The following is a 12724-nucleotide window of genomic DNA, read 5'->3' on the forward strand; positions in this document are numbered from 1 at the left end:
CTCACATCCTATACAGGAAGACGGCGGAGACGCCAGGACCCGTATGTACGCCAATAACAGAGCCTACTGTTGTGTAGCTGACTTCCTTGACGTTGAGCTCGCTCTTCACCCGATCGCCGAGCTCCTCAGCCGCTTCCCTATTATCCGAACCCGCCACAATAAGACCTACGGGAGCGTCGCCGAACGAAGTCTTCAGCATCTCCGCGATGCGGCCCATCGCCTTCTTCGTTCCGCGAACCTTGTCTACGGAATAGACGCCGCCGTCCTTGTCCAGAGACAGAATCGGCTTAATATTGAGAATGGAGCCGATAAGAGCCGATGCTCGCCCGATTCTCCCGCCCTTGTGCAGGTATTCCAGCGTATCAACCAGAAAATATAGCTCCATATCATTCTGAATGCGCTGAATCTCATTCAGAATCTGCTCCTTCGACTTCCCGGCCTGCGCCATCTCGGCCGCGCGGACCACCATTAAGCCGATGCCATAGGAAGCCGATTTGGAATCCACGATCGAAATATCCGCGGGACGCTCCAGCATGGATTCCGCGATGACCGCTGACTGATGTGTGCCGCTTAAGACAGAAGCCAGATGAATCGATATAATCGGCGAATCCGGGTCCTCGTCCAGCAGACGCTCGTACACCTCGGCAAATTCAAGCGGCGACGGCTGCGACGTCGTAGGCAGAACCGGCGATGCTTGCAGCCGTTCATAGAATTGCTCCGTGCTGATCGTAATGGAGTCCAAATAAGTTTCTTCACCGAACAGCACCTTGAGCGGCACCATCTCGATGCCGAGCTGCGCCCGAACAGGTGCAGGAATGTCGGAAGTGCTGTCTGTCACAATACGTACCTTGCCCATGTTATCCCCTCCTGGAAGGCTTTATATAGCCCATCTATTCAACCGCGAACAAATAGGGGTAAAGCGGCTGGCCGCCCGGCTGCACTTCGATCTCCAGCTCCGGGAAAGCTGTCTCGGCCCAATCGCATACCGCGGCCGTTAGCTCCGGTTCGGAATCCATGCCCGTCAGCACGGTGAGCAGATCGCCGCCCTTCTCCATCATACTGGCAATGAGCCCTTGACAGGCTTCCAGCAGATCCGCGTGCGATATGACAATCGCTTTCTCCTTGATGCCGATATAATCGCCCTCCGTGATGCTGACGCCGTCGATGGACGTGTCGCGAACAGCCTTCGTGACTTGTCCCGATACGACATGACCCGCCGCGGTCTTCATCCACTCCGCGTTGCGCTCCGGAGTCTCATCCTCCTTGAACGCAAGCACTGCCGCAAGGCCTTGCGGAATCGTGCGAGTCGGAATAACGGTAATATTGCGCTCGCTAAGCTCGGCGGCCTGCTCTGCCGCAAGAATAATGTTGCTGTTGTTTGGCAGCAGGAAGATATGCTCCGCCGACAGACCTTCAATCGCCTTCAGGAAGTCCTCCGTGCTGGGATTCATCGTCTGGCCGCCGGACAACACCGTATCGACGTCGCTTCCAAGGAACATCTCCGCTATGCCCTCGCCCATCGCGACGGCAATAATGCCATATGGAGCCTGCTCGAATACTTGGCCCGGAGCTATGCCGCTGAGCGCTTGGCCCGCCAGCAGCTCCGCTGCCGCGAGATCCGCTTGACCGACAGCCGAATGCTCGTCATGCTCGACAATATCGCGGTGCTGCTCTCGCATATTCAGGATATGAATATCCGTCAGCTCCCCGTAAGGCAGCGAGGCGTTGAGCACGTCGCCCGGCTTGCGGGAATGAACGTGAACCTTGATGATGTTATCCTCGGCAATAACGAGAATGGAATCGCCATCCCTCTCCAATATACGTTTGTAAGCGGATTCATCAAAAAACACTGCAGTGGAGCCAGCAAGCTTGCGATTAATAAAAAATTCCATGTCGTACAGGAACTCAATATCCTCCGTATTCAGACGGGCTTGCGCGGAGCTTGGCTCCATGCGGCGCTCAGCCACTCGCGGTGCGGATGGAACCGCTACCTCATCCGGCATAGCCGCCTCTGAAGGCTGAAGATACAGCTCTTGGTAGCCGCCATTCGACTCCCCCTCAGACAGGCTGCGCACAAAGCCTTCGTAGATCAACACAAGGCCCTGGCCGCCGGAATCCACGACGCCGACCTGCTTCAGAACCGGCAGCTGATCAGGCGTCCGCTGAAGCGCTTCGTCCGCTTTCCGGTGCACCTCCGCCATCAGATCGGCTACGTCGGCCGCGCGCCGGGCATATTGCACGGCATGCTTGGCCGCTTCCCTGGCAACCGTCAGAATCGTGCCCTCTACCGGCTTGACGACCGCCTTGTATGCCATATCAACGCCATTCTGAAGCGCAGCCGCCAAATCGACAGGGGACGCCTCGGAAAACGTGGAAAGCGATTTCGAGAAACCGCGGAATAATTGCGACAGAATAACGCCGGAATTGCCTCTGGCACCCATAAGCAGACCCTTCGACAGCGCTTCGGCTGATTTGCCAATATGCTCCGAGGGCTTGCTTCGCAGCTCCCTTATGCCGGAGCTCATCGTTAAATTCATATTTGTGCCTGTATCGCCGTCCGGCACCGGGAACACGTTAAGTGCGTTGACGCGTTCCGCATTGTGCTGCAATAGCTCCGCTCCCAGCAACGCCATTGCGGCAAAATCCGATCCGTTAATTGAGCGCTTACCCAATGAAAATTCCCCTTCCTGCTACCTGGATACCCTTACGTCTTGTACAAATATATGGACTTCATCCACCTGCAAGCCGATGACGTTGTTCAGCACATATTTTACTTTTGATTGAATGTTGTGCGCCACCTCGGAAATTTTGGTTCCGTAGCTTACAATGATGTGGAGGTCGATATGAAGCTGATCATGCTCCCGGCGCACCTCGACGCCGCGGGACATATTCTCTCTTCCGAGCAGCTCCGCAATGCCATCCTTCAAGCCTTTGCGCGAAGCCATGCCGACGAGTCCATAACAATCCATAGCCGCAGAGCCCGCCAATACGGCGATGCAATGGTCGGTTACATGTATGGCGCCTAGTTCGGTATTAAGCTGCAGAGACATGGCAATACACTCCCTTACTCTATATTATGGACTATGTACCATTGTACTATAAACAACTCTGATATTGAAGTGCAATCACGCTCAGCACCTCCCATAATGGGAACAGGAGTTGTCTGGCCTGTGCAGAACAGGATGAAAATTGCAAGGCAACACGCATAATATGGTTGAATAGGCGCCCCGTTTATGATACGATATTCGAGTGTGTTTAATGATGCATGTGTATGTTACATGGTATGTAGATGCGTACGTTACCACCAATTATTTATAGGAGGTGTAGTCATGTCCCGCAAATGTTATCTGACTGGCAAATCGCCGCGTCAAGGCAACAACGTTTCCCACGCCAACAACAAAACTCGTCGTTCTTGGGGCGTTAACGTGCAGAAGGTTCGCATTATGGTCGACGGCAAACCGAAACGCGTATACGTAAGCGCGCGCGCTCTGAAATCCGGTAAAGTGACCCGCGTATAATTATGGCCTTCGAGCCATAGACAAAAGCACCTGAAGCTCAGGTGCTTTTATTTTTGCCTGCTCACCAGCATGCCTGCGGAGGACGCAGGCAGAGTCCGGGATTAACTTTTTTGGAACGTATTCAAAATCGCTTTGACAAACCCGCCCAGAAATTTCGGCAGTTTGATCGTATAAAATTTCATGCCCCATCCCTCCTCAGACACGCTCATGAAATAGACCGTCACCACATCCCGCGCTCATGTAACCATCCTATGCGAAGGATCATTGTCCTATTCCATTGCAAGCGCTCCAAGAGCAGAGACGGGGCTGCAGCCCAGGGCATGTCTGAGAAACCCTGAACAGTTACTACACGTAAGGCTTGTCAGACACACCCTAAACGCCCTGGAACATCTCCGGATTACGGGCGAACAGATAGACCGTTATGCTTAGAATGACGATAAAGCAGAGCACCAGGGATAACACAACAAACAAAACGCGTTTGCCGGTCGTCTCGAAGCGACGGAAAAAAAGGATCGCGATATAGATGGCCAGAAGCGAAAATATATATTTCGTAATGCCGGTAATTTGCGTAAATATCGCCAGGCTGCCGCCCGCCCCCAAGCTGTACAGCAGCACCCAAAAAGCGTTCTTCATCCTCTCGTTCATAGCCCGCTCCCCCTAACGCAGCGCTGCGATGGCAGCCGCCCGATCCTGCTCTCCGAACACCGCGTTGCCTGCGACAAGCACGTTGGCGCCAGCCTCTACAATGGCCTTCGCCGTATCCCGGTTCACGCCGCCGTCCACCTGCACATGTACGTTCGACAGCTCCCGTTCCTCCAGCATCCCCCGCACCTGACGAAGCTTCACCAAGGAATAAGGGATAAAGGATTGCCCTCCGAAGCCAGGGTTGACGGTCATAATGAGGACAAGATCAAGCTCGTGAATGATGGGCTCCAGCACGGAGACCGGTGTTGCGGGATTGATGGCGACGCCAGCGGGAAGCCCTTGCTCCTTGATGGCGTGAACCGTCCGATGAAGATGAACGCAGGCTTCAGCGTGCACGGTAATCCGGTCCGCGCCCGCCGCTATGTAGCTGTTCAGCGACAGCTCCGGCCGCTCGATCATCAGATGCACGTCGAACGGGAGCTTCGTGGCCGATCTAACCGCGGCGATGACGGGAGGGCCGAATGTCAAATTCGGCACGAAATGGCCGTCCATGACATCCACATGGATCCAGTCCGCTCCGGCATGCTCCGCCGCTTGAATTTCCTCTCCCAGTCTTGCAAAGTCTGCCGAGAGGATGGATGGGGCAATGATGGTCATTACAATTAATACCTCCGCTTCATATCTTTCATTTCTTCTAGAAATAAAACGTAATGGTCGTAACGGCTGCGCTCAATCTCGCCGGCCTCTAAAGCGTCCAGCACGGCGCAGCCAGGCTCGTGCACGTGCGTGCAGCCGCGGAACCTGCAATCCGGCGAGAGCTTCCGCATCTCCACAAAGCAGTAGCTTAAGTCCTCTACGCCAAGCTCGCCGAAGTCAAGCTGGCTGAAGCCAGGCGTATCGGCGACATAACCGCCGTCGATGTCGATCAGCTCTACATGCCTTGTTGTATGCTTGCCTCGCCCAAGCCGATTGCTGATTGCGTTGGTTTCGAGCTGGAGGCCCGGCACCAGCGCATTCAGCAGCGAGGATTTGCCTACCCCGGACTGGCCGGCGAATACGGCAAGATGGCCTTGAAGCCGCTGCCTCAGCTCGGAGATGCCCGCCTGCTTGCGTGAGCTTGTTCCGAAGACCTCGTAGCCGAGCTTGCGGTAGATGCGGGTTACGGAGGCGGCGGCAGCGGCCGCCTCCTCCGTCTCTTCGCCTTCGCTTTCGAGATCCTGCTTGCTCAAGGCCAATACGGCGGGAATGCCGGCATGCTCGATATGGACCAGAAACTTGTCCAGCAGCTGCAGATTCAAGGCGGGCTCGGTCACCGAAAACACCAGAATCGCCAGATCCACGTTCGCGACAGGAGGGCGGATCAGCTCGGAGCTTCGGGGGAACAGCTCCGTAACTGTTCCTTCCCCGTTCTCCGTCAGACTGTAATGCACCTTGTCGCCGACAAGCGGCGACTCCCCGCGCTTCTTGAACACGCCGCGCGCCCTGCACTGCACCGTTGCCGAATCGCTGGCCTCGCCCTCTGCCCTTACGTAGTAATACCCGCTGAGCGCTTTGACGATCATGCCGGTCATTTGGTTGTCGTCCTTATTCTCCGCCGCTTCCTTCGCCTTCGCCTTCAGTCTCGCCATTGCCTTCGTCTACCCCCGCTTGTGCCGTTTCTTGTCCTTCGTCACCGCCGCCGTCCGACGGCGGTGGCGTCTCTTCACCTGGAATCGTCAGCCCGGGTCCGCCCGAGCCGTTCAAATCCTCATATCTGATTTCTCTGGTATCCATAAACTGATTGTCGCGGTACACCGTCACCGTTGCCACCGTGTCCGGAGCCAGCACCACGGTAACGGGAATATCCACCGTGCCGGTAATCGTCCTCGTCTCGCCCGTAATATTCTCGCCTGTGGCGTCAGAATAGTCGATTCTCACTTCGCTGGACTTCCCGGCGACAGCTGGGGATATTTTGACCGTGAATGTATATTTCTTCGCGTCGGCAGGAGGTCCCGAGCTTACGCGCAGCGTTATATTGGAGCCCTTCGGCACCCGGTCTCCCGCATTAAAGTTGTCGACGGAGATAACCTTGTCCTTCTCATGGATATAGCTCGGCTCGTAGAGCACATCCTCTTCGTCCAGAACAAGCTCCAGCGTACTCAGCATCTTCCGCGCCGTAGACAAGCTTTCGTCAACCAGGTCCGGCATCTCCACCGTCTCCCGTCCGAGGCTGACGACAAACGCGATCTCGTCCTTCTCGGGGTCCAGCTGCTCCCCGTCGGCCGGCGTCTGCTTCAGAATGATATCCGCCTCTTCCTCGCTATGCTCCTCCGTCACAAGGATGCGGTCCTCCGTGAAGCCGAGCCCCAGCAGCTCCTCCTTCACCGTCTTGAACCGCTGCCCGACAAAGTTTCGAACGGTGGCAAGCTCAGGGCCGTCGCTGACGGTCAGCTGAATATGGGTATTCGCCTTGACCTTCATATTTTTTTTGTTCTGATCCATAACATGATCCTTCGGGACGTCCTTGCTGAATTCCCGTATGAGCGGCTCCTCCACTCGCAGCCCATTCTCCTGAAGCTCCTTGTACGCTTCGTCAATCGACAAACCTACGACATAAGGCACATCCACTTCCTCGGGATCCAGCTTGTCGAGCAGCCAGACAAATCCGGCAATGAGCAGCGCCAGGAGCAGTAGGGTTACACCAACGATCGTAACCGGTTTCTTCCAGCCTTGGGACTTCTTCTCCTCTTCCATCCATTTGCCCGTATCAGAGGCGATCGCAGCCTTGGGGTCCGGGCGCTCCCGCCCCGCCGACGTGCTGGACATGCCGGCATCGCCCCGAATGGCGGGCATCACCCTGGTCTCTTCCATATCGTGAAAATCCGCAAATGAGATTTTGGGCTCATTCAGACGCTCGGGCCGCAGGCAGGTGTCAAGATCCAGCAGCATCTCGTGCGCGGACGCGTAACGCTCGCTTGGATTTTTGCGCATGGCCTTCAGAATAATATTCTCCACGCTTTGCGGAATATGAGGATTGACAAAACGCGGATCCTCGAACGTCTCCTGCAGATGCTTCAGCGCAACGCTGATCGGGCTCTCCCCCAGGAATGGCAGCCTGCCCGTCAGCATCTGATACATAACAATGCCAAGGGAATACAGATCGGATTTCTCCCCTGTGTTAATGCCTTTGGCGTGCTCCGGCGAAAAATAATGAACAGAGCCTACAACGGAGCCCGTCTGTGTAATCGTGGAGGAAGTCACCGCGCGGGCGATGCCGAAGTCCGTCACCTTCACGCGGCCATTATTGCCAATTAATATATTATGAGGCTTAATATCGCGATGTATGATGTGATTGCTATGGGCGTGGTCCAGAGCGTCGCTGATTTGCACCGCGATGCGGACCGCCTCGTCCGCCTGAAGCGGCGCGCGTTCCTGTATCATTTCATTCAGATTATTGCCTTCGACATATTCCATCACAATGTAATGGGTATCATCCTCTTGGCCGACGTCATAGATGCTGACGACATTGGGATGGGAAAGCGCCGCGGCCGATTGAGCCTCTCTGCGGAATCTGCGAATAAATTCCTCATCGTTCACGAACTGCTGGCGGAGCACCTTCACGGCAACCTTCCGGTTCAACAGGACGTCATGCGCCTTGTAGACAAGCGCCATGCCGCCTCCGCCGATCCGCGACAGGATTTCGTAACGGCCGCTCAAATCATGTCCGATCATTATGCCCCTCCTCCCGCTTCATGCCGGCCTGCTCCTGCAGCAGAACAATCGTAATATTGTCGTCGCCGCCCGCTTCAAGCGCAAGCTGAATGAGGTGATCCGCCTTGCTCTCCAGCGTAGGATCGTCCTCACCGGCGATAACGGCGTGCATCTCCTGCTCGCTGACCATATTCGTCAAGCCGTCGCTGCAGAGCATCAGAACATCCTCCGGCGACCAGGCCAGCGCCTGCACGTCGATGTCCACGTTGGGGTCGGTACCTATCGCTCGGGTGAGCACGTTGCGCCTCGGGTGACGGGCCGCCTCCTCCTCCGTCAATTGTCCCGATCTTACAAGCTCGTTCACCAAGGAATGGTCCATCGTCAGCAGATCGATTGAGCGCTTGGACACCTTGTAGGCCCGGCTGTCGCCGACATGGCCGATAATGGCATTCCCCGCGCGAAGCAGCGCGGCGACGATCGTCGTCCCCATGTTGTGGTAGCGATCGTCGCCTGACGCCATGGCATATATTGTCTCGTTCGCCTCGCTGATTGCCTGACGGATCAGCATCTTGCCCTCTTGCTCCGTCAATTCCGGCTTCGCCGCATGCTTCTCCAGAGCGCCGCGGAACGCGTTCACCGCCATCTGGCTTGCGACATCGCCGGCTTGATGCCCGCCCATGCCGTCCGCCACTATCGCCAGCGTCACGCCGTTCTGTAATTCCCCCACCCAGGACTGGTCCTCGTTGATTTGCCGGACTCGTCCGATATGACTGCGGTATGCCGTTAACAAATTCTCATCACCTCGACTGAGACTCCATATGTTTGGCTCTTAATTGTCCGCAGGCAGCGGCAATGTCATGGCCCTGCTCCCTGCGGATCGTCACGTTAATCTTATTACGCTCCAGCACCCGCTGGAATTCGAATATATCCTCACGCGGCGTACGGACATAATTGCGCTCCGGCACATGATTGACGGGAATAAGGTTCACGTGGCACAGCATGTCCTTCAGCACGCCCGCAAGCTCCTCGGCATGCTCCGCTTGATCGTTCACGCCGCCGATGAGGGCATATTCGAACGTAATTCTTCTTCCCGTTTTGGCGATGTAGTAACGGCAAGCCTCAATCACGTCCTCGAACGGGAAGCGCCGATTCACGGGCATCAGCTTGGAGCGCAGCTTGTCGTTCGGCGCATGGATCGAAATGGCCAGATTGATCTGGGTGTTCTCGTCCGCGAATTTGTACATGCTGGGCACAATGCCGCTCGTCGACACCGTAATATGGCGCTGGCCGATATTCAAGCCCTTCTCGTGGATCATGTTGCGCAGGAACACCATCGTCGGCTCGTAGTTCTCGAACGGCTCGCCGGAGCCCATAATGACGATGCTGGATACCCGCTCGCCCGTCGCGTCCAGCATCTGCTGGGCCGTTACGACCTGCGCCACGATTTCGCCGGCGGTCAGATTCCGCTTGAGTCCTCCCAGAGTCGACGCGCAGAAGGTACACCCGATCCGGCAGCCAACCTGCGTCGTGACACAGATGCTGTTGCCGTAATTGTGGCGCATAATAACCGTCTCAATGGCATGATTGTCGTGCAGGCCGAACAGAAACTTGACTGTTCCGTCCTTGGATTCGAACTTCGTAATTTCAGTGAGGGTCACGAACTGGAACTGGTCGTCCAGCTTCTGGCGCAGCGACTTGGACAGATTCGACATGTCCTCGAAGCTCTTCACCCGCTTCACGTATAACCAGTCGAACAGCTGATCCGCTCGGAACGCCGGCTCCCCGTTCTCCTTCATCCAATCCCGGAGAGCGTCCAGCGTATAATCATAAATAAAAGGTTTCATCTCATCACACCTGTAGTTTATTGTAGGACAGCCTGCCCCCAGAATATGCCTAATTCTGGGCTGCTGTCGATTTATTTTACCACAAACGCCCATAACCAGCCATCATGCCAGCCGTGGACGCCTCTTCATGCGGGCTATATAGAAGCCGTCACTCCCATAATGCTGCGGCAGCAGCTGCAGCTCGCCGGTGAAATCGGGGCCGATCAGCCCATCCTGGCGCAGACGCTCCTTCACCGTGTCCGGCCACTCCGAGTCCAGCTCGAACTCCGGATGCGCGGCCAGGAATGCCGCGACTTGCCGTTCATTCTCTTCCTTCTCCATCGTGCACGTGCTGTATACGAGCGTCCCTCCTGGACGGACCAGGCCGCACACTTCGTTCAGCAGCCGCCTCTGAACGGCCGCGATCTCGAAGATGTCGCTCTCCGTCTTGTTCCATTTGATCTCGGGCTTGCGGCGAATGACGCCGAGGCCGGAGCAAGGAGCGTCCAGCAGCACCGCGTCCATAGAGCCCTCCGCGAACCGATTGGACAGCTCCGCGGCGTCGCCGATTATGGCCTCCACGTTGCGCAGCTTCAGCCGCTCCGTCTGGGCGGTAATCAGCTCGCGCTTATGGGCGTGCAGATCGTTCGCCCACACCTTGCCCTTGCCCTCCATCAGCTCCGCCAGATGGGCGCTCTTGCCCCCTGGCGCGGCGCAGCAATCCAGCACCTTCATGCCGGGCGCAGGGGCAACGACCTCCGCGACGAGCATAGAGCTCTCGTCCTGCAGCGACCAGCGCCCCTGCCTGAATCCATCGGCATCCGCCATATTGCCGCCTCCCGTGACGACAATTCCGAATGGCGCAAGCTGGGACGGCTTCGCTTCGATGCCGCTCTCTCTCAGCTCACGCAGCAGCTCGTCCCGAGTGCCGGCCAGCCGGTTCGCGCGGATGCTGGCGTGAGGCGGCTCATTGCCCGCTGCCAGCATCGCCTCCGTCGTCTCCAGCCCGTAAGCGTCCGCCCAGCGCTTCACCAGCCACTCCGGGTAGGAGTGCCTGATCGCCAGCGTGGCGATTGGCGTTGCCGCCTGGATCCGGTCCAGCGTCAGCTCGCCGCGTGCGCGGTCCAGGCTGCGAAGCACGCCGTTCACCATTCCCGAGATGCCGGCATGGCCCCGCCGCTTGGCGATTGTGACCGCTTCATGAACGGCCGCATGAACGGGAATCCGATCCAGGAACAGCAGCTGATAAGCGCTCAGACGCAGCAGCTGGTGCACCCAAGGCTCCAGCTTGGAGAGGCCTTTGGCGACAAACTTGCCGAGCCAATAATCCAGCGTCGCCTGCCTGCCGATCGTGCCGTACACCAGCTCCGTCGCCAGGGCGGCGTCCGCCCGCGACATGCCGGAATCCTGCAGCGAGCGGTTAAGCTGTATATTGCTGTACGCGCCGGACTTTGCGACCTTCACAAGTATATCCAGCGCCAGCTCTCTGGGTGTAGCCGACTTGCCGGATTGCCGGCTGCGGCCGGCGCCACCGCCTGCCCCCCGAGGGCGCCTTCCCTCTGCTCCGCTCATGGCTGCTCACCGCCGCCAAGCTTCGTCCCCGGCTCGATGCGAGCGCCGCGTATCCACTCCGATACCGGCATCACGCGTTTGCCAGCGGGCTGCACATCCTTCAGCACCAGCCTGCCGTCACCCGTCTGGACAACAATGCCGGACGCATCCGCGGACAGAATCGTTCCGGGCTCCTGCAAGGCTCCTCCTGCGCCACCGGCAGCGGGCGCCTCGCAAGCCCATACCTTGAATACCTCGCCTCCCAGCGAAGTGAAGGCTCCCGCCATGGGAGACAGGCCTCGCACCTGATTGAACAGCGCGCGCGCCGGCCGTCCCCAATCGATTCTCTCGTCATCGCGCGTCAGATTCGGCGCGTATGTCGCCTCCTCCTCCCGCTGCGGAACAGCCTGAGCCGTACCGTCGATAATGGAGGGCAGCGTCTCGCCCAGCAGCTTGGCTCCCGCCAAGCTGAGCTTCTCGAACATCGTGCCCGACGTATCCTCGTCGAGGATCGGCAGGGCCACCCTGCTGATCATGTCGCCGGTATCCAGGCCTTCCGCCATATACATAATCGTCACGCCCGTCTCGCTCTCGCCCTGCATAATGGAGCGCTGGATGGGCGCCCCGCCGCGATACTTGGGCAGGAGCGAGCCGTGCACATTGATACAGCCGAGACGCGGCAGCTCCAGTACAGCCCTGGGAAGAATCTGGCCGTATGCGGCCGTCACGATCAGGTCGGGCTTATATTCAGCGACAGCGGCCACGGCCTCTGGGCTTCTCATCCGTTCAGGCTGGAGAACGGGTATACCAAGCGATAACGCCGCTTCCTTGACAGGGGGCGGCGTCAACGTTTTTTTGCGGCCCTTCGGCCGATCCGGTTGTGAGACGGCCGCGACAACGCTGTAGCCGCTTGCTGCCAGCAAATGCAAGGAAGGGACGGCGAAATCCGGCGTCCCCATAAATACGATACGCATGGCTCTAATCGCCGCCTTTTCTCTGTCTGTCCGACACATCATATACGCTCGCGGCCAAGTCCGTGAACAAGATGCCGTTCAGATGATCAATTTCGTGCTGGAAGGCCCGCGCAAAAAAACCGCTTGCCGTCACCGTAAATTTGTCTCCGTCGCTGTTCTGTCCTTCCACTACGATCCGCTCGGCGCGAAGCACCTCGCCGTTCAGATTGGGAATGCTGAGGCAGCCCTCAGGCCCAAGCTGCTCTCCCTCCTGCTCCACAATAACGGGATTCACCATCTCCACCAGACCATTCTCGTCCCCGACGTCCACCACAATGACGCGCTTGGAGATGCCGATCTGCGGCGCCGCGAGACCGACGCCGTCCGCGTCGTACATGGTCTCTGCCATATCTCTCAGCAGCTTCTTCAAATTATCGTTAAACTTCGTAACCTCTTTGGCCACTTCCCGCAATACCGGGTCCGGGTCCTTGACAATCAAGCGAATACTCATGCTGCTCCCCATCCTTTAATCCAATCTATAGAG

The 12724-nt window shown here is 57.5% G+C and carries 14 protein-coding genes; 1 reads left to right on the forward strand and 13 read right to left on the reverse strand.

The genetic code is table 11. From position 1 onward, the window contains the following. Nucleotide 1: 1 nt before the first annotated feature. From AB1S56_RS14445 to AB1S56_RS14455, 3 genes are read right to left on the reverse strand one after another with little or no spacing between them, the layout of a single operon-like run. Complete coding sequence (locus tag AB1S56_RS14445) at nucleotides 2–856, reverse strand: DegV family protein (RefSeq protein ID WP_340871743.1); 855 nt, start codon at nucleotides 854–856, stop codon at nucleotides 2–4. A gap of 34 nt (nucleotides 857–890) precedes the next feature. Further along, a complete protein-coding gene (locus tag AB1S56_RS14450) occupies nucleotides 891–2633 on the reverse strand; it encodes a DAK2 domain-containing protein (protein ID WP_340871814.1) in 1743 nt (580 codons plus the stop codon). A gap of 57 nt (nucleotides 2634–2690) precedes the next feature. Beyond that, nucleotides 2691–3050, reverse strand: coding sequence for an Asp23/Gls24 family envelope stress response protein (locus tag AB1S56_RS14455; RefSeq protein WP_257446528.1), 360 nt, complete (start codon nucleotides 3048–3050; stop codon nucleotides 2691–2693). Nucleotides 3051–3329: 279 nt separating this feature from the next. On the opposite strand from AB1S56_RS14455, the gene rpmB reads away from it, so the two are divergent. Next, on the forward strand, nucleotides 3330–3518 hold the full coding sequence (gene rpmB / locus AB1S56_RS14460; protein ID WP_340871747.1) for a 50S ribosomal protein L28: 189 nt from the start codon (nucleotides 3330–3332) through the stop codon (nucleotides 3516–3518). Nucleotides 3519–3619: 101 nt separating this feature from the next. On the opposite strand, the gene spoVM is transcribed toward rpmB, so the two are convergent. The 10 genes from spoVM to def all read right to left on the reverse strand — a co-directional run bounded on the left by spoVM (nucleotide 3620) and on the right by def (nucleotide 12691). Beyond that, nucleotides 3620–3700, reverse strand: a complete 81-nt coding sequence (gene spoVM / locus AB1S56_RS14465) for a stage V sporulation protein SpoVM (RefSeq protein WP_040711006.1) — start codon at nucleotides 3698–3700, stop codon at nucleotides 3620–3622. A gap of 190 nt (nucleotides 3701–3890) precedes the next feature. Beyond that, a complete protein-coding gene (locus tag AB1S56_RS14470) occupies nucleotides 3891–4163 on the reverse strand; it encodes a hypothetical protein (RefSeq protein ID WP_340871748.1) in 273 nt (90 codons plus the stop codon). Nucleotides 4164–4175: 12 nt separating this feature from the next. After that, nucleotides 4176–4820, reverse strand: a complete 645-nt coding sequence (gene rpe / locus AB1S56_RS14475) for a ribulose-phosphate 3-epimerase (RefSeq protein ID WP_340871750.1) — start codon at nucleotides 4818–4820, stop codon at nucleotides 4176–4178. 5 nt (nucleotides 4821–4825) lie between these two features. Further along, entirely contained in the window at nucleotides 4826–5734 is a 909-nt protein-coding gene (rsgA, locus tag AB1S56_RS14480; protein WP_340871818.1) for a ribosome small subunit-dependent GTPase A, read from the reverse strand. Between the two features lie 13 nt (nucleotides 5735–5747). After that, nucleotides 5748–7874, reverse strand: a complete 2127-nt coding sequence (gene pknB / locus AB1S56_RS14485) for a Stk1 family PASTA domain-containing Ser/Thr kinase (RefSeq protein WP_340871751.1) — start codon at nucleotides 7872–7874, stop codon at nucleotides 5748–5750. Then, the gene (locus AB1S56_RS14490) at nucleotides 7861–8643 is read right to left on the reverse strand and encodes a Stp1/IreP family PP2C-type Ser/Thr phosphatase (protein WP_340871752.1); all 783 of its coding nucleotides are present in this window, start codon (nucleotides 8641–8643) and stop codon (nucleotides 7861–7863) included. Before AB1S56_RS14490 ends, pknB begins: the two co-directional genes overlap by 14 nt. 7 nt (nucleotides 8644–8650) lie before the next feature. Continuing rightward, complete coding sequence (rlmN, locus tag AB1S56_RS14495) at nucleotides 8651–9697, reverse strand: 23S rRNA (adenine(2503)-C(2))-methyltransferase RlmN (RefSeq protein WP_340871753.1); 1047 nt, start codon at nucleotides 9695–9697, stop codon at nucleotides 8651–8653. 102 nt (nucleotides 9698–9799) lie between these two features. Then, on the reverse strand, nucleotides 9800–11248 hold the full coding sequence (rsmB, locus tag AB1S56_RS14500; RefSeq protein WP_340871754.1) for a 16S rRNA (cytosine(967)-C(5))-methyltransferase RsmB: 1449 nt from the start codon (nucleotides 11246–11248) through the stop codon (nucleotides 9800–9802). Continuing rightward, complete coding sequence (fmt, locus tag AB1S56_RS14505; RefSeq protein WP_340871755.1) at nucleotides 11245–12201, reverse strand: methionyl-tRNA formyltransferase; 957 nt, start codon at nucleotides 12199–12201, stop codon at nucleotides 11245–11247. The genes rsmB and fmt overlap by 4 nt, the downstream gene beginning before the upstream one ends. Nucleotides 12202–12205: 4 nt before the next feature. After that, nucleotides 12206–12691 (reverse strand): peptide deformylase, encoded by a 486-nt coding sequence (def, locus tag AB1S56_RS14510; protein WP_340871757.1) that lies wholly within the window; start codon nucleotides 12689–12691, stop codon nucleotides 12206–12208. Nucleotides 12692–12724: the final 33 nt, after the last annotated feature.

It is taken from the genome of Paenibacillus sp. PL2-23, from assembly GCF_040834005.1.
In the GTDB taxonomy this organism is placed as follows: domain Bacteria; phylum Bacillota; class Bacilli; order Paenibacillales; family Paenibacillaceae; genus Pristimantibacillus.